Source organism: Marisediminitalea oceani, from assembly GCF_003731635.1.
In the GTDB taxonomy this organism is placed as follows: Bacteria; Pseudomonadota; Gammaproteobacteria; order Enterobacterales; family Alteromonadaceae; genus Alteromonas; species Alteromonas oceani.
The window spans coordinates 1-20,741 of the sequence record NZ_RCUA01000010.1 but is presented as its reverse complement, the minus strand read 5'-3'; the positions used below and the strand labels follow the sequence as shown (position 1 = coordinate 20,741).

Genomic DNA, 20,741 nt, shown 5'->3' with positions numbered 1-20,741 from the left:
ATGGAATACTCAGCTCAGACAATGACAAATACACCTACCAAGGCTTTTCGGATTGCTGCAGTAGCGGCGCTGATTATTGGGGTTGCCAGTTATCTGATTGGTTTATTTAACGCTTATATGCAGCTTAATGAAAAAGGCTACTACCTGACCGTAATGCTACTGGGGCTTTTCGCAGTGGTGTCTTTACAGAAAACCATCCGCGATAAAATGGCTGGGATTGAAGTAACCCGTGCCTACTTTATCGCTTGTGGCGTAGCTACTGTGGCCGCTATCGCTCTGTTAATTGTGGGGTTGTACAACGCGCAACTGGCACTCAGTGAAAAGGGCTTTTTCGGGATGGCCTTTGTATTGAGTATGTTTGCCGCTATTACCGTGCAAAAGAACGTGCGGGATTGTGCTGAGGCGAAATCCGAGACCGCCACTAATCAATCAACCACGAGACAGGCAACCACTTTCGTTCCGGATGCTGAGTAAGTCGCCCTGCTGGCTACTTACTATCGATATTCAGGTAATAAACTAAACAAGGATTGAGTGATGGGTAAAAGTTTCTGGATAGTGCTAATTATCGCCTTCGTTGTTATTAATGAAACCCTGGTGGACTGGGTACTGGCAATATTCGTTGGCGATTACGGCGTGGCAGAAGGATTTGCCAGGGTTACGCGGTTTTTAACTATCGACAGTCTGCTATTTGCCGCAGCATTCAGAGCCATTCCCTACGGTGCTCTGCTGCTGGTGGGGCTAACGACCAGTCTGAAACGTTCCGTGCCAGGCAAGCTCGCTCTCTGGCTGGCCTTATTGGCCATTGCGGCAATTCATTTTTGCGGCTATTGGGGTATGCAGCATTCACTGTATACCACGGCCCACACATCCTCAACTTCTGCGTTGGCACTAATCTTTGTACCTATCCACGCAGCATGGATAGGGGCGCTTACCGGTGGAGCTGTGTTTGTGTTGACGAAGCTCGGGGTGCGGCTCTTCAAACGGTAATATATCGGAGTAACAACGCAATGAACTGTGTGATGCCAGGGGGCCCTGGCATTTCTGATCTATTCATGGGAAAAGCGATTATTAACTAGCAGGAACAGCGCAAAGGAATAGATTAATGGGATCCTCTACCAGTGAACTGGTTACCTCGTTAGAGGCATACTGGCAGGCTTTTATCGTGAAGCTGCCTGCTATTGCATTGGGGTTAGTTATATTGATGCTGACCTTGTGGCTCGCCGGACGTGTTTCACAAGCTTTGATTAGACCTGTTCGTTACCTTTCTTCCAGCCCGCTGTTGCGTTCGGTAAGCCAGCGCGCGGTGAGCCTGGTTCTTATTCTGCTTGCACTGTATATCTTTTTGAAACTTTCCGGCCTTACCGAGTTTGCCGTGGCGATAATGAGCGGTACTGGTGTGCTGGGGCTCATTCTGGGATTTGCCTTTCGGGATATCGCGGAAAACATGATAGCCAGTTTGCTATTAACAGTGCAGCGCCCGTTCCGCATTGATGACGTGGTGCAAATAAATAGTTATACCGGGGTGGTTCAGAAAGTCACCACGCGGGCTACCACGCTGGTAGACTTCGATGGCAATCATATTCAGATCCCCAATGCTGTGATTTACAAAGGGACCATTAAAAATCTCACCGCAAACCCTAAAATGCGTGGCCAGTTTACCTTAGGCATAGGCTACGATGCGGATTGTCAGCAGGCTCAGCGGTTGGCGTTACAGCTCATTGGTGAGCACCCTAACGTACTTAAAGAACCTGAGCCATTAGTGCTGGTTGATGAGCTTGGCTCGGCGACGGTAAATCTCAAAGTGTATTTCTGGATCGACGTAGAAAGTACCAGTGTAATTAAAATGGCATCGGTATTAATGCGCGACCTGGTAGAGCTGTTTACCGTTCAGGGTATCAGTATGCCGGATGACGCACGTGAAGTGATTTTCCCGCAGGGCGTGCCGGTGACGATGGTGAATAGTCAGGAGCAGGTTAGCGAGCAAAAAGCACCGGTTAAACAACGCATCGTCAGCAAACCCGCGGCAACCCCAGAGAAACACTCAGCCGCGCATGACGATGTCTCCAGTGAAAATGACGATATCCGCCGCCAGGCAGAACAAGCCAGAGCACCAGAGCAGGGGGCGAATATTTTGTCGTAGAATGCGTAACAGGGCGTGAGGAAAAGAGAAGTATTGGCTTTGTAGACCTGTATTAAGTAGGGTTATTACTATTCAAGGCGTTGCACTTAATTGGTTATCTCGCTCTTTTATGGTGCATAAAAGAGCTGGGGTTACGCAAGTTTATAATTTACCCCTATGATTTTATGGTTGTTTTTATATGGCGTATTTTTTGCACTAGTTTTGGGAAATTGATTTGGTAATGAAGCCCGCACTCTGTTTACAGAGCGCGGGCTTTTTGTTTTTTAGGACACAATTTCATGAGCGCAGATAAATTCAATATATTTTCCTTTAGCGGGAAAATGAAAATTCTTCATCTTTCCTGGATGGTTTTCTTCGTTACTTTTATGGTGTGGTTTAATATGGCGCCGCTGAAACAGGTCATTATGAATGACATGGGGCTGAGTATAGAAGAATGGAAAACCTTGCTGATCCTTAATGTGGCACTGACTATTCCGGCCCGGGTTATTATTGGTGCCTTAACTGATAAATATGGCCCACGTTTAGTTTACTCTTCACTTCTGGCCATTTGTGCAATACCTTGTTTTATGTTTGCCTTTGCCAGCGACTTTATCCAGTTAGCTATTGCCCGGTTTGCACTGGGCTTTATCGGGGCTGGGTTTGTCATTGGTATTCGAATGGTCAGTGAGTGGTTCCCCCCCAAAGAACTGGGTACTGCAGAAGGCGTTTATGGTGGTTGGGGAAATTTTGGCTCTGCCGCAGCGGCATTTACATTGCCCACCCTGGCGGTGCTATTCGGCGGTGATGACGGATGGCGTTACGCCGTCGCTCTTACCGGCGTGCTATGTTTAATTTTTAGTGTTATTTATTACACCAACGTCAGGGATACACCCAAAGGCTCAACTTATTTTAAGCCAAAGAATCTAGGCGGAATGGAAGTGACCAGCAAGGGCGACTTTTACTTCCTGCTGGTAATGAAAACACCAATGTACCTGGCGCTGGCGCTACTTAACTGGAAACTGTCTCCCAGTGGCGTTGATATGCTTAGCGCTAACGTTTGTACTATGATTTACCTGGCGCTGTTCGGAATTTACTGCTTCGACGCCTACTCGAATTTTAAGGTGAATCGTTCGCTATTTACCAAACCGGTGCCTACTGAACATCAATACCAGTTTAAGCAAGTCGCGGTGCTTAACATTCTTTATTTTGCAACTTTTGGTTCTGAACTGGCGGTAGTGTCGATGTTACCGGCTTTTTTTGCTGAAACCTTCGAATTATCAATGGCTACAGCCGGTTTACTGGCGGGAATGTACGCTTTTATGAATCTGATGTCCCGACCTGGAGGGGGCATTATCTCAGATAAGTTTGGTCGTAAGAAAACACTGCTGATCTTAACCGCCGGTTTAGCTGGTGGTTACTTTACTTTAAGCTTCATTGACGCAAACTGGCCAATTTGGCTGGCTGTACTGGCGGTTATGGCGTGCTCATTTTTCGTTCAGTCCGGAGAAGGTGCTGTGTTTGCAGTAGTACCATTAATTAAACGTCGTCTTACCGGGCAAATTGCCGGTATGACCGGAGCCTACGGAAACGTCGGCGCAGTCACTTATCTGACAGTGTACTCATTTGTGGATGCCAGTACCTTTTTTCTGGTGATTAGTGGTACGGCAGCGTTCGGTTTTATTACATTATTGCTGATGAAGGAGCCCAGTGGTGCAATTACCGAGGTAAATGAAGATGGCACTGTTGAACTTATTCAGGTCGGATAGCGTTTACAGCTAACCAGCGTAAGTGGTTTGGGCACCTGCTTTCTCCTTAAGGCAGGTGCTTTTATATTTGTGAGATGAGCATGTCAGCACTAAAAATTCACTATGGTGGTTATACCTCACAGGGTATTAAATTTGAAAACCAGGATGCGTTCGCGGCCTGGCATGGTGAGGGTACTCAACTCAAAGATAAAGGGGCGGTAATCGCTATTGCCGATGGCGTATCGGCTTGTACTAAAGCTAAAGATGCCTCGCACACAGCGGTAAACACCTTTATCTATGATTATATTCAGGCACCGTCAAGCTGGTCGGTTAAACGTTCGGTAGGGAAGATTCTAACCAGTTTAAATCGCTGGTGTTACGGGCAGTTTGATTATGCTCAGGGCGGAGGCAGCCAAATGTTAACTACGCTGAGTTGCCTTATATTCAAATCAGCCACTGGCTTTCTTATGCATGTTGGGGATAGTCGGATTTATCGATATCAGGAGGGTTTACTTGAGCAGTTATCCACCGATCATGTCATAAAACAACGCAGTAAAAATATTTTAACCAGAGCGATAGGACTGGATGCTAAGCTTGATGTTGACTTTGCTTCTTTCGCTTTACGACAGGGCGAAGTTTATTTACTCACGACCGATGGGGTACATGATTTTCTGGGCGCCAAAACGCTTGCCAAAAAGCTCAGGGATATGCACAACCCGGAACAGGCTGCACGAGACATTGTTGATGCTGCGCTGGATGCCGGGAGCAATGATAACGTCACTTGTTTTATTGCAATGGTAGAAGCACTCCCTGAAGCTAACCTTAACGAACTGGGTGTAATCGCCAGTGAAATGGTTATCCCGCCACCACTGGAGGTAGGTCATAAACTGGAAGGTTTTCGGGTAATTGAGCAGGTATTTAACGGAACACGCTCCTGTTTATACAAAGTAGTCGACGAAACCAGTGGGCAGATTTACGGCCTTAAAGCGCCAACGGTAAAGCATGGGGATGATGCCGATTTTATGCAGGGCTTTTTGCGTGAGGAGTGGGTAGGGCGGAATATGGACAGCCCCTACGTCATGAAAATATTACCAAGACCAGCCAATACCCATTTTATCTTTCATGTCTGCGAATACATTGAGGGGCAATCATTAAGGCAATGGATGATAGATCATCCAGCACCATCACTGGATCAGGTGCGCCGTATAGTTTTACAAGTGGTAAAGGCGTTAAGGGCATTTCAGCGTAATGACATGGTGCATCGGGATCTGAAACCTGAAAACATTATGATAACCGAACACGGCGAGGTGAAGCTTATCGATTTTGGTACGGTTCAGGTGTCGTCGTTACTGGAAACCGGCGAGCAACAACAAGAAAAGTACCCGGTAGGCTCAGTGCACTACATTGCTCCAGAGTTTCTGATTCACAACCGGAGTAGCTTTAAAGCGGACATGTTTTCTCTTGGGGTGATCGTTTACGAAATGTTTACCGGTAAATTACCCTATGCGCCGTTTGGTTTTAAAGACTATATTCCTGCAAGTACAGATGAATATAGGTATCAGAGTGTTCGAAAGACTAGAGCAGATTTGCCTGCATGGCTGGATATTTGCCTGAAGAAAATAACTCACCCTGAAGAAAGTAAACGCTTTGAGGCCTTTTCGGATTTCGAAACCGCGTTGTGTAATCCCGCTGAAATTATCTCTGGGGAGGTAACAAAGCCGCTAATCGAACGCAATCCGGTACTGGTGTGGCAATTAATCAGCGCTATTTTGTTTGTGATTATTGTTTGGCAGTCAATCAGTGGTTAGCTGCTATGATCGCAGAGACTATTCGTCTTCGTTAAAGCGGCCAACAATCAGGTTTTCTACCGCCGCCATGGCGGCTTCGGCATCCGGGCCTTCGCTGATCACATCAACCTGTTCGCCCTGGTGACTTTCCATCAGCATTAACCCCAGCACACTGTTGGCATTAGCTTCTTTATCCCCCTTCTTAAGGGTGATTTCAGCATCAAACTGATTGGCCAGTTGCACTAACTGTGTGGCCGCTCTGGCATGCAGGCCAAGTTTATTAACGATGGTAAGAGTTTTTTCTACGCGCATTATCGGTTTAACTCCCGGTGACGGATTTGCACATCCGGATGCTTATCGCTGTATATTTTGGCCAGTGACTGGGCTACAAACACCGAGCGGTGCTGGCCTCCGGTACAGCCTATAGCAATGGTTACATAGCTGCGATTATTCCGTTCCAGGTGCGGCATCCAGGTATCGAGCAGGTTTTGGATTTGCCAGATAAACTTGGTGACAATCGGTTGAGAGCCCAGAAAGGCCTCAACCGGTGAATCCAGCCCGGTTAAATGCTTCAAATCAGGTTCCCAGTGCGGGTTAGGTAAAAACCGCACATCAAACACGTAATCTGCGTCTTTCGGGATACCGTGCTTAAAGCCAAAGGATTCAAATACCAGCACCAGTCTTGAGCTTTTCTTACCCAGAATTCGCTCCCGGATAAGCTCGGCCAACTGATGAATCGACAAGCGGTCGGTGTCGATATACAGGTCAGCACGCTCCACAATAGGCGCTAGCAGTTCTTTTTCTGCCAGAATGGCATCGGCCAGTGACTTGTTAAGTTTCGCCAGCGGATGCAGGCGGCGGGTTTCACTAAAGCGCTTCACCAGCATGTCATCGCTGGCATCAAGATACACGATGGTCATCGACCATGACGAGGGCAGATAGTCTAGGATCTCGACTAATTCGTCGGGATCCTTTGGCAGGTTACGCACATCGATACTCACGGCTACCTGATCGTATTCGTCGACCACGGTATGGGTGAGGGTGGGGAGCAGATTCACCGGAATGTTATCAACGCAGTAGTAGCCTAAATCTTCCAGGGCCCTTAGCGCAACGGATTTGCCGGAGCCGGAGCGCCCGCTGATAATAATGAGTTTCATGGTTTTGTCAGACTCCCTGCCGGACTACTGTGCAGCCTCGTCGCATAGTGCGGCGATAACCTGTTCCTTCGATTCGGCGTTACGGATGGTTTTTACAATGCTTTTCTGGCTTAACTTGCCGGCGATAGTGGCGAGGGTCTGTAAATGCCCCTCGGTCTGGTTTTCTGGTACCAGAATGGCAAAAAAGATATCAACCGGTTTATCATCAATGGCGTCAAAGGCAATGGCTGGGGTGGTGGTGACTACCACGGCAGTCACTTTGGAAAGATTAGCCAGTCTGCCATGCGGCAACGCTATACCATTACCAATGCCGGTGCTGCCCATTTTTTCGCGACTGAGCAGGGCGTTAAGCGCGTCTTCTTTTTGAATTTCGGCGTTGGTTTCGGCAGCTATATCGCTGATGATTTCTAAAATTCGTTTTTTACTGTTGCACTGGACCGCACATTCAGTGCGATCCAGGCTAACTAAGGCTTGAATATTCATAAGGTTATCTTGGGCCTAGTGCTTTTTAAGCTTTTCCTTATGCTTGATTACCTGGCGATCCAGTTTGTCGACCATACTGTCTATCGCGGCATACATATCTTGATTTTCTGACGAGGCAAATACTTCCGCACCACTTAAATGCATCGTGGCTTCGGCTTTCTGAGCAAGCTTTTCCACGTTGAGGATCACATGCACATTGGATATGTGATCAAAGTGGCGCTCCAGTTTACTAAACTTGGTATCAACATAATTACGCAAAGAATCGGTTATCTCGATGTGATGACCTGTAAGATTTATTTGCATAGTTCGTCTTCCTTATATTTCGGCCTAAATAAGGCTCTTGCGTTGGTTAGACGGCGGAATCGACAAGGATTCCCGGTATTTTGCTATTGTCCGCCGGGCAACTTTAATACCTTGTTCGGCCAACAATTGAGCAATTTTGCTGTCGCTTAGTGGTTTACTGGGCTTCTCGGCGGCAACCAGTTTTTTAATCAGAGCGCGGATGGCAGTGGATGAACATTCTCCGCCAGACTCGGTGGCAACGTGGCTGGAGAAGAAATATTTCAACTCAAAAATACCGCGGGGGGTGTGCATATACTTTTGGGTGGTTACCCGCGAAATGGTAGATTCATGCATATCAACCATCTCGGCTACGTCATTGAGGACCATAGGCTTCATCATTTCCGGGCCGTGTTCGAAAAAGCCCATTTGCTGCTGCACAATGCAGTTAGCAACTTTGAGCAAGGTTTCGTTACGCGACTCCAGGCTCTTGATGAACCATTTGGCTTCCTGCATATGCGAGCGAATAAACTGCGAATCTGAGCTGTTGCGAGCCTGACGGCTCATCGCAGCATATTGCTGGTTTACGCTCAGTTTAGGCAGACTGTCGGGGTTGAGTTCAACCACCCAACGGCCTTTTTTCTTGGTTACCGATACGTCGGGAATAACGTACTCAGGCTCCTGAGTAATTAAGGCACTGCCCGGACGCGGATTAAGGGTTTGCAGTAAGCGCATTGCTTCACGCAAATCGTCTTCCTTCAGGCGCGACTTACGCATTAAGGTGCGGTAGTCCTTGCTGCCCAGCAGGTCGGCATAGTCTTCGATAAGGATTTTTGCTTCCTTAAGCCATGGCGTGTCGGGAGCAAATTGTTTTAACTGGACCAGTAGACACTCCTGCGGGGTACGTGAGCCTGAACCAATCGGGTCGAACATCTGGATCCGCTTAAGCACGCATTCAATTTCGTCGACTTCAACCGGCTCTTCCATATCTTCAGTATTGACGCTCTGCAGGATATCTTCAACTGTTACGGTTAAATATCCTGACTCGTCAATCGAATCAATAATGGCAATGGCAATGGCACGGTCTACATCACTGAAGGGCGTGAGGCGCATTTGCCAGAGCAGGTGGTCCTGAATATTGTCGGTGGTTTCACCCTGAAAAACATTTTCATCGTCATTGGATGCAGGGCCGGGAGCTGGCGCTGAAGAGGCCGAATAATATTCATCCCAGGTGCTGTCGATGGGTAATTCGTCGGGCAACTCGTTTTTCTCGAGGGCCTCGTTAGTGTCCATGCTGGTATCGGTGCTGGCGGTTGCTGCGGCATCAGCTTCAGCATCGAGTTTACTTTTCTCAACCGTATCGTTGTCGCTGTTGTCATCAACTTCTAGTAACGGATTCGAATCGAGCGCTTCCTGGATTTCCTGTTGTAAATCCAGGGTAGATAGTTGCAGCAGTTTAATCGCCTGCTGCAATTGTGGCGTCATAGTAAGTTGTTGACTAAATTTGAGCTGTAAAGATGGTTTCATCTACTTCTGTTCTTAACGCCTTGCTTGTTATTGATAGGGACAAAACTTGTTGTCTTTATGTATCTAACTATAGCCTGAATTGCTCACCCAGGTATACATCCTTGACCTTTTGATTACTTAAAACCTGTTCGGCAGTGCCCTGGGCAATTAATTCGCCCTGACTCACAATATAGGCTTTCTCACAGACGTCGAGGGTTTCCCGGACGTTGTGGTCAGTAATCAGGATACCAATTCCGCGGTCACGAAGATGTTGTATGATCTTCTTTATATCATTAACCGAAATTGGGTCAACTCCCGCAAAGGGTTCATCGAGCAAAATAAATTTCGGATTCGCCGCCAGTGCCCGGGCAATTTCTACCCGTCGCCGCTCTCCTCCCGACAAACTCATCCCTGTACTATTACGTATATGGTTGATATTGAATTCATCAAGTAGGGCGTCTGCTTCATTTTGCTGTTCGGCAGAAGAAAGGTCTTTGCGTGTCTGCAATATTGCCATGATATTGTCAAAAACCGTTAACTTTCTGAAAATAGAGGCTTCCTGGGGTAAATAGCCAATCCCGTTGCGGGCACGTTCGTGCATGGGCTGGCGGGTCAGATCCATCTCGTCGATGCGAATATCGCCCTTATCCAGCGCCACCAGGCCTACAATCATGTAAAAGGTGGTGGTTTTACCTGCGCCATTGGGGCCAAGCAGGCCAACAATCTGGCCGGCAGACACCTCAACGCTGACATCCCTTACTACCTGCCGGGACTTATACGACTTAGCTAAGTGGGTGGCGGTCAGGGTGGTCATTCGTTGTCGTCATCCTGTTGATCATCTGTGCTATCGCTGGCCTTGCTTTCGTTGCGTACGGCTTCAATATCTTCCAGACTAAATACGGTACGCACCCGGCCATCTTCACTGCCGCTGCCGTCACCGGTGGCTTTAAGTTGTTCTTTTTCCATGTCGTAAACGATGGTTTCACCTTTTACGACACTGGTATTCTGATTCAATTCGGCATCACCGGCCAGCGAAATAGTGCGATTCGCCACTTCATAACGGATCTCAAATGCACGGGCTTCCACAACCCGGCCATCGTCCAGAGTCTGGCTGTATACAGCAGGTTTGCCAGTAGCGATAAATATTTCCTTGCCCTTGCCACCGCCAGCTTCTACTTCTACCCGGTCGGCCTTAATGCTCAACGAGCCCTGAGTAACCTGAACATTATCAATCAGGATCGACTTTTTATTTTTACCGTCGAGGAACTGGGATTCGGAAAACACCTCGATGTCTTTTTTGAAATCAGACTTGGCTGCCATGACCACAGCCGGCGCGAGCGCCAGCGACAGGCTAGTTAGCAGGGGAATAAGTCGTTTGCACATGTTGATTCAACTCATAAGTTTTATTCAATAGGTTGGCGCGAAGTCCGTTACTAAATATCAGGAAATCAGGCCCCGAAATTTCCACCCTGGCGTCGGACACCATGGTTTGTTGGTCCAAATCTATCTCAAGGTAGTCTGTGGTTACCCGCTGTACAAAGTCAGCCTGGTCCTTACTCACAATCACTACGTTATTTTCCAGTTGTATCATGTTGTTATCATACAACGTCCCTTCGTCGGCGACTACCTGCCAGGGCGGCTCGCCAGACTCCTGGTAAATGGTGTACTGCGGCGCTAAAAACAGCACAAAGCCCAGTTGCTCGTAGTTTTCCATGGTGGAAGAAAACACTTCGTGTACGCGCTGACCCTGTTCGTTATATAACGTGGTGGTCAGGTTACGGGCTTTATAACTCGGTGTAATAGCCAGTACATCCTGATCCGGAGTGATCACTGGTTCTTCAGCCAGAAACCCGGGCAGGTAAAGCAGTGTGGCCAGAATAAACAGGCAGGCAATGCTCAGCCCTACTTTACTCATACACTGGCTCCTAGAATGCCTTTTAACTTATCATTGGCCTGCAGCAGGGTGTCACACACTTCCCTTACCGCTCCAAAGCCGCCCGGCAGGGTGGTTACCCAGTTTGCCTGCGCAATAACCTGTGGGTGCGCATCCTTCACCGCAATGTTAACCGCGCTGTGGGTATACATGCCGGTATCCGGCATATCATCACCAATAGCAGCTACCTGTTCACGGCTAAGCCCCAGCGAGGTGATTAACTCAGCCAACGCATCGGCCTTGTTTTCTTCACCCTGAATAATGTGTGACACCTTTAATGATGTCATACGGTCCTTAACGATAGCTGAACGCCGGCCGGTAATAACCGCCACTTCAATGCCAGCATTTACCAATGCTTTAACGCCATAGCCATCGCGGGTATGGAAGGCCTTTAATTCTTCGCCCTGATTGCCCAGATAAATGCGTCCATCTGAGAATACGCCATCCACATCGCAAACCAACAGCTTAATCTGTTGCAGTTGCTGGTAAAAAGCATGGGGAAGTTCAGTATACAGGGTTTTTACCATGCTCATTACAGTACTCCCGCTTTTAACAGCATGTGCATGTTAAACGCACCCACTGGCTGGTTGTTATCATCAACCACCAACAGGGCGCTGATTTTATATTGTTCCATTAAGTTAAGAGCCTCAACGGCGAGGTCTTCACCGCGCGAGGTTTTACACCCACGGGTCATTACTTCTTCTACGCGGGTATTGTGGATATCCACCCGGGCATCCAGCAAGCGGCGTAAATCCCCGTCGGTAAATACGCCCAGCAGGTTGCGCTCTGTATCGGTAATGCCGGTTAGGCCCAGGCCTTTACGGGATATCTCCAGTAATGCTTCAGAGACTGTTGCCTGCTCGGGGACCAGTGGAATTTCATCACCGGTCAGCATAATGTCTGCAACGGTAAGCAGTAATTTACGGCCCAGGCTACCGCCAGGGTGCGAGAGCGCGAAGTCATCTGAGGTAAAGCCATTGGCGTCCAGCAGGGCCACCGCCAGGGCATCGCCCATTACCAGCGTTACGGTGGTGCTGGTGGTTGGCGCCAGGCCCAGCGTACAGGCTTCCTGTTCTACGCCAATGTCGAGTACCACGTCGGCATGTTTGCCCAGGGTGCTGTCTGCGCGGTTGGTCATGGCTATCACCGGCACATTCAGGCGTTTTACTACGGGCAGCAAATTGAGTAGTTCACCGGTTTCGCCAGAGTTGGAAATGGCTAACAGCACATCGTTAGAACCGAGCATGCCCAGATCGCCGTGATTGGCTTCGCCCGGGTGCATAAAAAATGCCGGCGTACCAGTGCTGGCGAGGGTGGCGGCAATTTTGTTACCCACATGACCTGATTTACCCATGCCACTTACTACCACCTTACCCTGACAGTTTTTAAGTAGCTCGCAGGCTTTCACAAAACGCTCATCAAAGCGTTCGCCCAGCGCGGCAATGGCGGCTTGTTCGATTGCGACAACGCGCCTGGCTGATTCAATAAAGGAAGATTGTTGTTGTGATGTCATTAGGCAAATAACCAATACTGATAACCCAGGTAGCAGCCTGCTAGCAGGGCCGCCTCGACACGGTTGATTCGTCGTGTCCCACGGAAATTAAAACTAAACACTAATAATAGCAGGGTCAGTCCCAGCATCACCAGCGCGTCCCGATGTGCGGCGTTTTCATCAAGGATACCTGGTGCAATTAGCCCAGGCATGCCGAGTACCGCCAGCAAATTAAAAATATTAGAGCCGATGACATTACCCAGGGCGAGGTCGTCTTCGCCTTTCAACACACCGGCTACACTGGCCGCTAGTTCTGGTAAACTGGTGCCCAGGGCAATAATGGTTAATCCGATCACCAAATCGCTCATGCCAAAGTACCGTGCAATATGCACGGCGGAGTCTACCATAAACTGAGCGCTCACCGGCAACAGCACTAACCCCAGACCTATCCAGAGCACGGCATGTGAGGTTTCCACTGCGTTGGGAATTTCATCGCTGGTTTCATTCATCAGCGGATCGCCTTTGTCGACCAGCAGAGAAATCCAGGCCATCCCGGCTAACACAAAAATAAACAGCAGAATAAGAATGATGCCTTCCAACGAAGACAATTCACCGTCATACAGGAAGTAAACAGCAATCAGGTTGATTACCAGCAATAACGGGAACTCCCGTTTCAGGGTTGTCGACGATACCAGCAAGGGCTTGATTAGGGCAGTAATACCAAGTACCAGGCCAATATTGGTAATATTGGAACCCAGCGCATTACCGACTGCGGTGTTTGGATTACCGTTGATCGACGCCACCGCTGAAACCACAATCTCCGGTGCCGACGAACCCATGGCCACAATCGTCAGACCAATCATCATGGGAGAGATGCCGATGTTCCTGGCCAGGGCAGAAGCGCCGTAAACAAATTTGTCGGCACTCCAGCTTAGTACCGCGAGTCCGGCCAGAAAAATAGCTACCTGAAGTATCACAACAAAACCTGCTTCCATCGAAAGTTGTATTCTCGCAAAAAAATGCGCTTATTCCTATGTTTAGCCTGACAGAAAAACGCGTAAACACGGTCTTATTAAAGGCGGGGCGATATATATCAAGTGAACTTTATAAACCTGCGGGGCGTTTTAATGGCTAAAGACGGAGCTTTTCTGTGCTCAAGTCGCATCGTCATGGAACGTATGCTTGTGTAGAGTGTCACAGAGTTAACCGTGGTGCTATTTGATAGCAATTGGCAAGTAATTGATTAGACGCTGAATTAAACGCTATGCGCAACTGGTTATTAAATATACCTACATGAATGTATGTAATCGACTTATACTATGGTAGAATCCTCTGCACTTAAGTTGGTAACAGCTTCAGCGAAGATTCAGCTTCTATTCTACAGCATAGAACAATGTTATTCGTTAAATAAAACGGAAATTCCGGGCGAATAACAGGATAATGAAAATCTAATATACTTCGCTGGTAGGCTATATCCTGCAGTGGCGTTCGTGATATAAATTGTAACCTTTTCGGTTTAGGCAGAATAAGCAAACCGTCATACAATGAACGCGGAACAGATAAACCGAAGTCGGGTAGTGTAACCAGGCTTCAGGGCTAAGGCCTGCACAGGAAATGCAAAGTAACATGGACTATTTAGTCGACGTAAAAAATATGACCTTTTCCCGTGGGGAGCGCGTTATTTATGACGGCATCTCACTGCGTGTGCCCAAAGGCAAAATCACTGCCGTGATGGGCCCGAGTGGAATAGGTAAAACCACGTTGCTTAAGCTGATAGGCGGACAACTCATTCCTGACGGTGGCGATATTACCTTTGACGGTGAGTCCATCCCGGCAATGAGTCGCAAAGCGCTTTATCATAATCGTCGTCGCATGAGCATGCTGTTCCAGAGTGGCGCATTGTTCACCGACATGACCGTGTTTGATAATGTCGCTTTTCCGCTGCGCGAGCACACAAAATTATCAGAATCTATCATCGCCACTATCGTTGCTCTTAAGCTGCAGGCTGTAGGGTTACGAGGGGCAGCGCAAATGATGCCCAGTGAACTATCCGGCGGTATGGCCCGACGGGCAGCGCTGGCCAGAGCAATTGCTTTGGATCCGGATTTAATTATGTACGATGAGCCATTTGCCGGCCAGGACCCGATTTCCATGGGCGTGCTGGTAAAGCTGATCCGCGAGCTTAACGATGCCCTTAACCTCACCAGTATTGTGGTAACCCACGATGTTACCGAGGTACTGACTATCGCCGATTATATCTATATTCTCGCCGACCAGCGGGTTATCGGGGAGGGCACCGCCGAGCAAATCAAAGGTAGTGATTCAGAGTTGGTACAACAATTTCTGCAGGGCAAGGCAGATGGTCCGGTACCGTTTCACTATCCGGCGGATGATTTACGAGCAGCATTTTTGGGAGAAAGCGATTGAACTGGATACAACAAACCGGTCGCCACACTCTGGAACGGGTAGCTGCCTCCGGCCGGGCTGGATTAATGCTGTTCGGCGCGCTGTTTGCTGCGCCCAGCCTGAAAAATATCCCGCTAACCATCCGCCAGCTTTATGTGGTGGGTGTGCAGTCACTGGCAATTATTATTGTGTCAGGCCTGTTTATCGGCATGGTTATGGCATTACAGGGCTACACCATTCTTACCGACTACGGTGCAGAAGGCAGCCTGGGTCCCATGGTAGCGCTGTCGCTGCTGCGTGAGTTAGGGCCCGTGGTAACCGCCCTGTTATTTGCAGGCCGCGCAGGTTCTGCGCTTACCGCCGAAATTGGCTTAATGAAAGCCACTGAACAATTAAGCAGTCTGGAAATGATGGCGGTGGATCCGCTGCGCCGTGTGGTCGCGCCACGCTTTTGGGCCGGTATGATAGCCATGCCTATGCTGGCACTCATTTTCTCTGCAGTAGGCATACTTGGCGGCCACTTGGTTGGCGTTGACTGGCTGGGCGTTGATGCCGGCAGTTACTGGTCAATTATGCAGGCAACCGTCGATTGGGACAAAGATGTCATAAATGGGGTGATAAAAAGCCTCGTATTTGCCCTGGTTGTGACCTGGATTGCCATATTTAAAGGATATGATTCGATACCAACCTCAGAAGGTATCAGTCAGGCAACCACACAAACCGTGGTGTTTTCGTCATTGGCAGTATTAGGGTTGGACTTCGTGCTCACCGCCCTGATGTTTGGTATTGAATAAGGGGGCTGGGTACGATGAATCGTTATAAAACGGAATTAATGGTAGGTGTGTTTGTCTTAATGACTATCGCAGCCTTGTTACTGCTGGCGTTAAAGGTAGCTAATCAGACGGTGGTAACCGACGGTGATACCTACACCCTGTATGCCAAGTTTGAAAACATTGGTGGCCTGAAAGTTCGTTCACCGGTAAAAGTGGGCGGCGTTACCATTGGTCGCGTAAATGCAATCAAGCTGGATAAAGACGATTATAGTCCGGTCGTTGAGTTAACTATCCAGAGTGAATACAACGAGTTTCCGGAAACCAGTTCGGCGTCAATTTTGACCTCTGGTTTACTCGGCGAACAATATATTGGTTTTGAACCCGGATTTACCATCGATGGGGTTGAGAATCTGGCTGAAGGTGACTATATCGAGGACACCAGTTCAGCGTTAGTGCTGGAAGAACTGATTGGTCAGTTCCTGTTCAGCCGCAATAGTGAAGAATAGTGACAACAAGCCGGTCTTTATTAATAAGCATCGCATTGTCAGGTTAGGAGAGAGAAGTTGAAAGCAAAATTAGCCGCATTTTTTACATTACTGGTGATGGTTGTCCTGCCGGTAAGTGCTCAGGATTCTTTGCCAGAGGTCAATAGCCAGGACCCGTATAAAATGGTGGAGCAGGTCGGTAACCGTACCTTTGAGCGTATTAAGTCCTCAAAGCAGGAAATTGCCGCTAACCCTGAAATCCTTCGCGACATTATGGACGAAGAACTGATGCCCTACATCGATTACCAGTACAGTGCGTTTAAAGTACTGGGCAAATATTTCGATATGAAGAAAACCGATCGCGAGACACTGATCGAATACATTCGTGTGTTTCGTCAGTATCTGGTAACCAGCTATGCTGATGCACTGAGCTATTACGATGACCAGGAAGTGCTGTTTTCCCCACCACAGGAATTTGAAGGGGATAAAACGGTAACCGTACGTGCACTTATCCGTGATGGCGAACGTCCGGACATTAAAGTGGCTTTTAAAGTGCGTAAAAAGGATAAAGAGTGGAAAGCTTACGACATGGTTGCCGAAGGTATCAGCATGCTGCAAAACGAAATCAAGCAGTATGAGCCGGTAATGCGTACTGAAGGCATTGAAAAAGTAATTGAAATCATGCGCGAGCGCATCGCTAAGCCTATCCAGCTGAAATCTCTGGATGGCAGTACCCGTGAGGCAGATTAATAGTGGCCGATAAACAAACCATCAAGCTCAACGGCGCTCTGGATCGTCAGACTCTGAGCCAGGAATGGTGGTCTTCGCTGGGCAATAGTGAACAGCAGCGCCTGCGCGCTGCTAAACATTGCGAACTGGACTTTCAGGATGTGCAGCGAGTCGACAGTGCCGGCCTTGCATGGACACTCAATGCCATTCGCGAGGGAAATGCGCAAGGGGTTAAAATTACCTTGTGCAACCTGCCGGAAAAAATGCTTAAATTGGCAAAAATCAGCGAACTCGACGACGTATTGCCGGTCGGGTAAAAACCATACTGCCGGAGAGTCATGGACACTAAAGAAATTGAAAGCTTACTGAAAGAAAAACTCGACTTAGCCGAAGTTTATGTCAAAGGTGACGGCTCACACTTTACCGTAATTGCGGTGAGCGATGCCTTTGCAGAAATGAGCCGGGTGAAACGCCAGCAAGCGGTATACGCTCCTCTAAATGCATTCATTGCCGATGGTTCAATGCATGCTGTATCGATTAAAACCTTTACTGAAAAAGACTGGCAGCGCGAGCGTCAGTTTAATATGCCGCAATAACCCACGCAGGATTCACCAGTGGATAAACTCATTATTAAAAAAAGTCCGCCCTTGAATGGCGAAGTGGTTATTTCTGGCGCTAAAAACGCCGCCTTGCCATTATTAATGACCAGCTTGCTAACGGCACAGCCCTGCAGGTACAGCAACGTTCCTCAACTTAAAGATATCAGCACCACGCTGGCGCTGTTGAAAGACTTAGGCGTAGGCGTAGAGCAACAGGACACCAATACCGTACTGTTGCATGCTGCTGAACTCTCCAGTGATACCGCTTCTTATGAATTAGTGCGTACTATGCGCGCATCCATTCTGGTGCTCGGCCCGCTGCTGGCCAGATTAGGCACGGCCAATGTGTCTTTACCCGGTGGCTGTGCCATTGGTGCCAGACCGGTTAATCTGCACCTGGAAGGCCTGGAAAAAATGGGCGCTGTTATCAATGTAGATGAAGGCTATGTACGTGCCAGTGTTGATGGTCGCCTGAAAGGCGCGCGTATCTTCATGGATATCGTGAGTGTTGGGGCTACCGAAAATTTGATGATGGCCGCGGCCCTGGCCGATGGCGAAACAGTTATCGAAAACGCCGCCCGGGAGCCGGAAATTGTTGATCTGGCCAACTGCCTGAACAGCATGGGCGCACGTATCTCAGGCGCCGGTACCGATAAGATTCGAATTCATGGTGTTGAAGCTCTAAACGGCTGCGATTACGCGGTATTGCCGGATCGCATTGAAACCGGAACCTACCTGGTTGCCGCGGCTGTAACCGGCGGCCATGTTAAATGCTTAAATGCGGCACCAGAAACACTTGATGCTGTGCTATCCAAACTGCAACAGGCCGGGGCAGTGATTACAACCGGTAAAGACTGGATTGAGCTGGACCGTCGCACCACGCCGTTAACTGCTGTAAAAGTAAAAACCGCGCCTCACCCGGGCTTTCCTACCGATATGCAGGCGCAGTTTGTGGCGCTTAATGCCGTTGCAAAAGGCACCGGCGTGATTACAGAAACCATCTTTGAAAACCGTTTTATGCATGTGCCTGAGTTACAGCGCATGGGCGCGGAAATCGCGCTGGAAACTAACAGTGCGGTAAGTAAAGGTGAGTCTTCGTTGAAAGGCGCGCCCGTAATGGCAACCGACCTAAGAGCATCAGCCAGTCTGATCATTGCCGGACTTGTCGCCGAGGGTGAAACCCATATCAGCCGCATTTATCACCTGGATCGTGGCTACGAAGCCATCGAGCACAAGCTAGGTGGTTTGGGCGCAGTAGTATCGCGGGTTAGCGAATAACCTGCGTTACCTGCTAATCACACCGGTCATTAGCGGCCAGAATATTTCGTACCCGCTGTTCGTCAAAATGAATTCCATGTTTGTCGAGAGCGGGTAGGAAGTCATCCAGAGCAGCGCCGGTAATGGCACCGGGAAAAGCCTTTTCAACATTTTGCCGTGCGATATGTAACGATAGATGGTTGTTACCTTCTGCAAGAAGAAATTGCGCCACCATGCACATCTCTGCGCCTCGGCGGATCACATTAGACACCATATTAATCGCTTCGGGCGTGCCCAGTTGCCATTCACTGATAATAGCTATGGATGCAAAGTGATTAAGACCTTGCTCGTGGCGGAATCGGGAAACGTCGCGAATATAATCTGCCGCACATTTTTCCGACCAGGTGCCACGAAAAAACAACAACAACAGGTTACCACTGATATGAATGGAGTAACTCCCGTATTTAAGGCTTGGGCTGGAGTCGACCCTGGTAATCACTTCTACCATTAAAATTGTTCCTGAACTGCAGATCCATTACCTAAATAATAGATGAGTAATTCAAAAACAGCGTAAGTTTTTTAGTAAAACACTACTGAAGTTGAAGTTCTGCCACGGTGACCTGCATAGTAAACAAGCTGGCATTGCGGCTGACTTCCAGTTCCAGCACAGTGCCGGGTTGGGTTTCCGCTATCATATCCAGTGCTTTAGAGGCGCTCTCAAGGCGAATGCCATCAATTGACATAATTATGTCGCCCGGGCGTAAACCGGCCTGCGCAGCGGGCGAATTGGCTGCTACTGCTTTTACCTCAATGCCGGGGCCGCCGCGTAACTCTTCACCGATAAAACCTAACTGGCCACGGGTGACTTTGCCATTGGTGATAATCGATTCCATCACCCGTACTGCAAGCTCGTAAGGAACCGCGAAGTTGATACCGTCGACGATGTAAGTGCCGCGACGTTCATCACGGACCTGGAAATTAGCGTTGGTAATACCTACCAGGTAGCCGTTGCTGTCGACCAGTGCACCACCAGAGTTACCCTGGTTAAGTACCGCATCGGTCTGAATAAAATCAACGTAACTGTTGGAAAGACCGGTTCTGCCGGCGCGGCTTACGATACCCTGCGTGATGGTTTGACCGAGGTTATAAGGGTTACCAATGGCCATAACCACATCACCCACACGTAAATCCGGCTCCTCTAACTGGGGGATAACATGCAGGTTATTTTCGTTCACTTTGAGTACGGCTAAATCGGTAAGCTGGTCGGAACCGATAATTTGCGCTTCGGCGACCCGGTTATCCTGCAGCGCTACGAAAATACTGTTGGCGTCTTTAATAACGTGATGGCAGGTAAGGATATAACCGGATTCGGTCATGATAACGCCAGATCCCAGACTGGTGCGTTGCCGCGCCTGATTATAATAATTGGGGTTATTCTCAATACTGACGCTGTAGATGTTAACCACAGCAGGAGCGGCGCGACTCAGGGCCGGATAATATGTTTCACGCTTGGCACTTTGTGGCGTTTGCGCTAACCAACTGGTGCCAAAGCCGGTACCCTGGCGTAAATCCGGCACCAGAAACAGGATAAGTAATGCCACTACCAGCCCTAAAAAGACTGAACGAAAAATATATGAAAAGAGTTGTCTGCTCGCCACGTTAATTCTTATTCTGCTTGACGTTGGGCCTGCCACAACCCAGAGAGATTAATAATAACGATAATCATAACATTTTCGTCAGGAAGGTTATAAGTAGTTTTGCCAAACAACTTATGTAATCGGGGCTAACGTTTCTATTAACTCATCATTCGTTACTTTCCTCATCCCTTATGACCCTGTCATCCCTGCATGCACCGCCTCCGTCATCCCCGCATGCTCTTGAGCGGGGATCTTCTGAACAGTTTTACTCATTCAAAAGAATATTTACGGGTAGACAGTCGGTTAAGGAGATCCCGGCTCGTAGGCCGGTCTGACGGTGTATATTAGCTGCAG

General features: G+C 48.6%; 25 protein-coding genes. 12 read left to right on the top strand and 13 right to left on the bottom strand.

From position 1 onward, the window contains the following. The 5 genes from yiaA to D9T21_RS02575 all read left to right on the top strand — a co-directional run bounded on the left by yiaA (nucleotide 1) and on the right by D9T21_RS02575 (nucleotide 5,672). Nucleotides 1-474, top strand: a complete 474-nt coding sequence (gene yiaA, locus D9T21_RS02595) for an inner membrane protein YiaA (RefSeq protein WP_123323587.1) — start codon at nucleotides 1-3, stop codon at nucleotides 472-474. A gap of 60 nt (nucleotides 475-534) precedes the next feature. Next, on the top strand, nucleotides 535-987 hold the full coding sequence (locus D9T21_RS02590; protein WP_123323586.1) for a hypothetical protein: 453 nt from the start codon (nucleotides 535-537) through the stop codon (nucleotides 985-987). A 115-nt stretch (nucleotides 988-1,102) separates the two neighbouring features. Then, a complete protein-coding gene (locus D9T21_RS02585) occupies nucleotides 1,103-2,140 on the top strand; it encodes a mechanosensitive ion channel family protein (protein ID WP_123323585.1) in 1,038 nt (345 codons plus the stop codon). A gap of 278 nt (nucleotides 2,141-2,418) precedes the next feature. Beyond that, complete coding sequence (locus D9T21_RS02580; RefSeq protein WP_123323584.1) at nucleotides 2,419-3,885, top strand: NarK family nitrate/nitrite MFS transporter; 1,467 nt, start codon at nucleotides 2,419-2,421, stop codon at nucleotides 3,883-3,885. A gap of 80 nt (nucleotides 3,886-3,965) precedes the next feature. Then, on the top strand, nucleotides 3,966-5,672 hold the full coding sequence (locus tag D9T21_RS02575) for a bifunctional protein-serine/threonine kinase/phosphatase (protein ID WP_123323634.1): 1,707 nt from the start codon (nucleotides 3,966-3,968) through the stop codon (nucleotides 5,670-5,672). A gap of 18 nt (nucleotides 5,673-5,690) precedes the next feature. Here the strand turns inward: D9T21_RS02575 and D9T21_RS02570 are convergent, their stop codons facing one another. From D9T21_RS02570 to D9T21_RS02520, 11 genes are all read right to left on the bottom strand, one after another. Next, nucleotides 5,691-5,963: an HPr family phosphocarrier protein gene (locus D9T21_RS02570; protein WP_123323583.1), complete on the bottom strand. Its 273-nt coding sequence runs from the start codon at nucleotides 5,961-5,963 to the stop codon at nucleotides 5,691-5,693. After that, entirely contained in the window at nucleotides 5,963-6,808 is an 846-nt protein-coding gene (rapZ, locus tag D9T21_RS02565; protein ID WP_105936563.1) for an RNase adapter RapZ, read from the bottom strand. The genes D9T21_RS02570 and rapZ overlap by 1 nt, the downstream gene beginning before the upstream one ends. A 24-nt stretch (nucleotides 6,809-6,832) precedes the next feature. Then, nucleotides 6,833-7,291 (bottom strand): PTS IIA-like nitrogen regulatory protein PtsN, encoded by a 459-nt coding sequence (ptsN, locus tag D9T21_RS02560; RefSeq protein ID WP_123323582.1) that lies wholly within the window; start codon nucleotides 7,289-7,291, stop codon nucleotides 6,833-6,835. Between the two features lie 15 nt (nucleotides 7,292-7,306). Continuing rightward, the gene (hpf, locus tag D9T21_RS02555; protein ID WP_105936565.1) at nucleotides 7,307-7,594 is read right to left on the bottom strand and encodes a ribosome hibernation promoting factor; all 288 of its coding nucleotides are present in this window, start codon (nucleotides 7,592-7,594) and stop codon (nucleotides 7,307-7,309) included. 24 nt (nucleotides 7,595-7,618) lie between these two features. Then, a complete protein-coding gene (locus tag D9T21_RS02550; RefSeq protein WP_123323581.1) occupies nucleotides 7,619-9,097 on the bottom strand; it encodes an RNA polymerase factor sigma-54 in 1,479 nt (492 codons plus the stop codon). Nucleotides 9,098-9,164: 67 nt separating this feature from the next. Next, entirely contained in the window at nucleotides 9,165-9,890 is a 726-nt protein-coding gene (lptB, locus tag D9T21_RS02545) for an LPS export ABC transporter ATP-binding protein (protein ID WP_105936567.1), read from the bottom strand. Beyond that, a complete protein-coding gene (lptA, locus tag D9T21_RS02540; RefSeq protein ID WP_123323580.1) occupies nucleotides 9,887-10,459 on the bottom strand; it encodes a lipopolysaccharide transport periplasmic protein LptA in 573 nt (190 codons plus the stop codon). The genes lptB and lptA overlap by 4 nt, the downstream gene beginning before the upstream one ends. After that, a complete protein-coding gene (gene lptC, locus D9T21_RS02535) occupies nucleotides 10,428-10,991 on the bottom strand; it encodes an LPS export ABC transporter periplasmic protein LptC (RefSeq protein ID WP_123323579.1) in 564 nt (187 codons plus the stop codon). The genes lptA and lptC overlap by 32 nt, the downstream gene beginning before the upstream one ends. Continuing rightward, a complete protein-coding gene (kdsC, locus tag D9T21_RS02530; protein ID WP_123323633.1) occupies nucleotides 10,988-11,536 on the bottom strand; it encodes a 3-deoxy-manno-octulosonate-8-phosphatase KdsC in 549 nt (182 codons plus the stop codon). The genes lptC and kdsC overlap by 4 nt, the downstream gene beginning before the upstream one ends. A 5-nt stretch (nucleotides 11,537-11,541) precedes the next feature. Continuing rightward, complete coding sequence (locus tag D9T21_RS02525; RefSeq protein ID WP_123323578.1) at nucleotides 11,542-12,522, bottom strand: KpsF/GutQ family sugar-phosphate isomerase; 981 nt, start codon at nucleotides 12,520-12,522, stop codon at nucleotides 11,542-11,544. Then, nucleotides 12,522-13,478, bottom strand: a complete 957-nt coding sequence (locus D9T21_RS02520; RefSeq protein ID WP_123323632.1) for a calcium/sodium antiporter — start codon at nucleotides 13,476-13,478, stop codon at nucleotides 12,522-12,524. Before D9T21_RS02520 ends, D9T21_RS02525 begins: the two co-directional genes overlap by 1 nt. Nucleotides 13,479-14,127: 649 nt before the next feature. Between D9T21_RS02520 and mlaF the strand changes: the two genes are divergently transcribed. The 7 genes from mlaF (at nucleotide 14,128) to murA (ending at nucleotide 18,771) form a co-directional block, all read left to right on the top strand. Next, nucleotides 14,128-14,928 carry a phospholipid ABC transporter ATP-binding protein MlaF gene (mlaF, locus tag D9T21_RS02515; protein WP_105936586.1) on the top strand — a complete coding sequence of 267 codons (801 nt, stop codon included), beginning with the start codon at nucleotides 14,128-14,130 and terminating at the stop codon, nucleotides 14,926-14,928. Next, a complete protein-coding gene (gene mlaE / locus D9T21_RS02510; protein ID WP_105936571.1) occupies nucleotides 14,925-15,701 on the top strand; it encodes a lipid asymmetry maintenance ABC transporter permease subunit MlaE in 777 nt (258 codons plus the stop codon). The genes mlaF and mlaE overlap by 4 nt, the downstream gene beginning before the upstream one ends. Nucleotides 15,702-15,715: 14 nt before the next feature. Further along, on the top strand, nucleotides 15,716-16,186 hold the full coding sequence (mlaD, locus tag D9T21_RS02505; protein ID WP_105936572.1) for an outer membrane lipid asymmetry maintenance protein MlaD: 471 nt from the start codon (nucleotides 15,716-15,718) through the stop codon (nucleotides 16,184-16,186). A 96-nt stretch (nucleotides 16,187-16,282) separates the two neighbouring features. Beyond that, complete coding sequence (locus D9T21_RS02500) at nucleotides 16,283-16,915, top strand: MlaC/ttg2D family ABC transporter substrate-binding protein (protein ID WP_123323631.1); 633 nt, start codon at nucleotides 16,283-16,285, stop codon at nucleotides 16,913-16,915. A gap of 2 nt (nucleotides 16,916-16,917) precedes the next feature. Next, entirely contained in the window at nucleotides 16,918-17,211 is a 294-nt protein-coding gene (locus D9T21_RS02495) for an STAS domain-containing protein (RefSeq protein WP_240622056.1), read from the top strand. A gap of 21 nt (nucleotides 17,212-17,232) precedes the next feature. Next, complete coding sequence (locus D9T21_RS02490; protein ID WP_105936574.1) at nucleotides 17,233-17,490, top strand: BolA family protein; 258 nt, start codon at nucleotides 17,233-17,235, stop codon at nucleotides 17,488-17,490. An 18-nt stretch (nucleotides 17,491-17,508) separates the two neighbouring features. After that, complete coding sequence (gene murA / locus D9T21_RS02485) at nucleotides 17,509-18,771, top strand: UDP-N-acetylglucosamine 1-carboxyvinyltransferase (RefSeq protein WP_123323577.1); 1,263 nt, start codon at nucleotides 17,509-17,511, stop codon at nucleotides 18,769-18,771. A gap of 13 nt (nucleotides 18,772-18,784) precedes the next feature. On the opposite strand, the gene D9T21_RS02480 is transcribed toward murA, so the two are convergent. Together D9T21_RS02480 and D9T21_RS02475 are read right to left on the bottom strand one after the other, a co-directional pair. After that, entirely contained in the window at nucleotides 18,785-19,258 is a 474-nt protein-coding gene (locus tag D9T21_RS02480; protein ID WP_123323576.1) for a hypothetical protein, read from the bottom strand. 82 nt (nucleotides 19,259-19,340) lie between these two features. Beyond that, the gene (locus tag D9T21_RS02475; protein ID WP_377908574.1) at nucleotides 19,341-20,351 is read right to left on the bottom strand and encodes a trypsin-like peptidase domain-containing protein; all 1,011 of its coding nucleotides are present in this window, start codon (nucleotides 20,349-20,351) and stop codon (nucleotides 19,341-19,343) included. Nucleotides 20,352-20,741 lie beyond the last annotated feature (390 nt).

Excerpts from the sequence above, each read along its gene's own strand:
- yiaA (WP_123323587.1), top strand. The coding sequence starts at position 1 with ATGGAATACTCAGCTCAGACAATGACAAATACACCTACCAAGGCTTTT.
- D9T21_RS02590 (WP_123323586.1), top strand. The coding sequence starts at position 535 with ATGGGTAAAAGTTTCTGGATAGTGCTAATTATCGCCTTCGTTGTTATT.
- D9T21_RS02585 (WP_123323585.1), top strand. The coding sequence starts at position 1,103 with ATGGGATCCTCTACCAGTGAACTGGTTACCTCGTTAGAGGCATACTGG.
- D9T21_RS02580 (WP_123323584.1), top strand. The coding sequence starts at position 2,419 with ATGAGCGCAGATAAATTCAATATATTTTCCTTTAGCGGGAAAATGAAA.
- D9T21_RS02575 (WP_123323634.1), top strand. The coding sequence starts at position 3,966 with ATGTCAGCACTAAAAATTCACTATGGTGGTTATACCTCACAGGGTATT.
- D9T21_RS02570 (WP_123323583.1), bottom strand. The coding sequence starts at position 5,963 with ATGCGCGTAGAAAAAACTCTTACCATCGTTAATAAACTTGGCCTGCAT.
- rapZ (WP_105936563.1), bottom strand. The coding sequence starts at position 6,808 with ATGAAACTCATTATTATCAGCGGGCGCTCCGGCTCCGGCAAATCCGTT.
- ptsN (WP_123323582.1), bottom strand. The coding sequence starts at position 7,291 with ATGAATATTCAAGCCTTAGTTAGCCTGGATCGCACTGAATGTGCGGTC.
- hpf (WP_105936565.1), bottom strand. The coding sequence starts at position 7,594 with ATGCAAATAAATCTTACAGGTCATCACATCGAGATAACCGATTCTTTG.
- D9T21_RS02550 (WP_123323581.1), bottom strand. The coding sequence starts at position 9,097 with ATGAAACCATCTTTACAGCTCAAATTTAGTCAACAACTTACTATGACG.
- lptB (WP_105936567.1), bottom strand. The coding sequence starts at position 9,890 with ATGACCACCCTGACCGCCACCCACTTAGCTAAGTCGTATAAGTCCCGG.
- lptA (WP_123323580.1), bottom strand. The coding sequence starts at position 10,459 with ATGTGCAAACGACTTATTCCCCTGCTAACTAGCCTGTCGCTGGCGCTC.
- lptC (WP_123323579.1), bottom strand. The coding sequence starts at position 10,991 with ATGAGTAAAGTAGGGCTGAGCATTGCCTGCCTGTTTATTCTGGCCACA.
- kdsC (WP_123323633.1), bottom strand. The coding sequence starts at position 11,536 with ATGGTAAAAACCCTGTATACTGAACTTCCCCATGCTTTTTACCAGCAA.
- D9T21_RS02525 (WP_123323578.1), bottom strand. The coding sequence starts at position 12,522 with ATGACATCACAACAACAATCTTCCTTTATTGAATCAGCCAGGCGCGTT.
- mlaF (WP_105936586.1), top strand. The coding sequence starts at position 14,128 with ATGGACTATTTAGTCGACGTAAAAAATATGACCTTTTCCCGTGGGGAG.
- mlaD (WP_105936572.1), top strand. The coding sequence starts at position 15,716 with ATGAATCGTTATAAAACGGAATTAATGGTAGGTGTGTTTGTCTTAATG.
- D9T21_RS02500 (WP_123323631.1), top strand. The coding sequence starts at position 16,283 with ATGGTTGTCCTGCCGGTAAGTGCTCAGGATTCTTTGCCAGAGGTCAAT.
- D9T21_RS02490 (WP_105936574.1), top strand. The coding sequence starts at position 17,233 with ATGGACACTAAAGAAATTGAAAGCTTACTGAAAGAAAAACTCGACTTA.
- D9T21_RS02480 (WP_123323576.1), bottom strand. The coding sequence starts at position 19,258 with ATGGTAGAAGTGATTACCAGGGTCGACTCCAGCCCAAGCCTTAAATAC.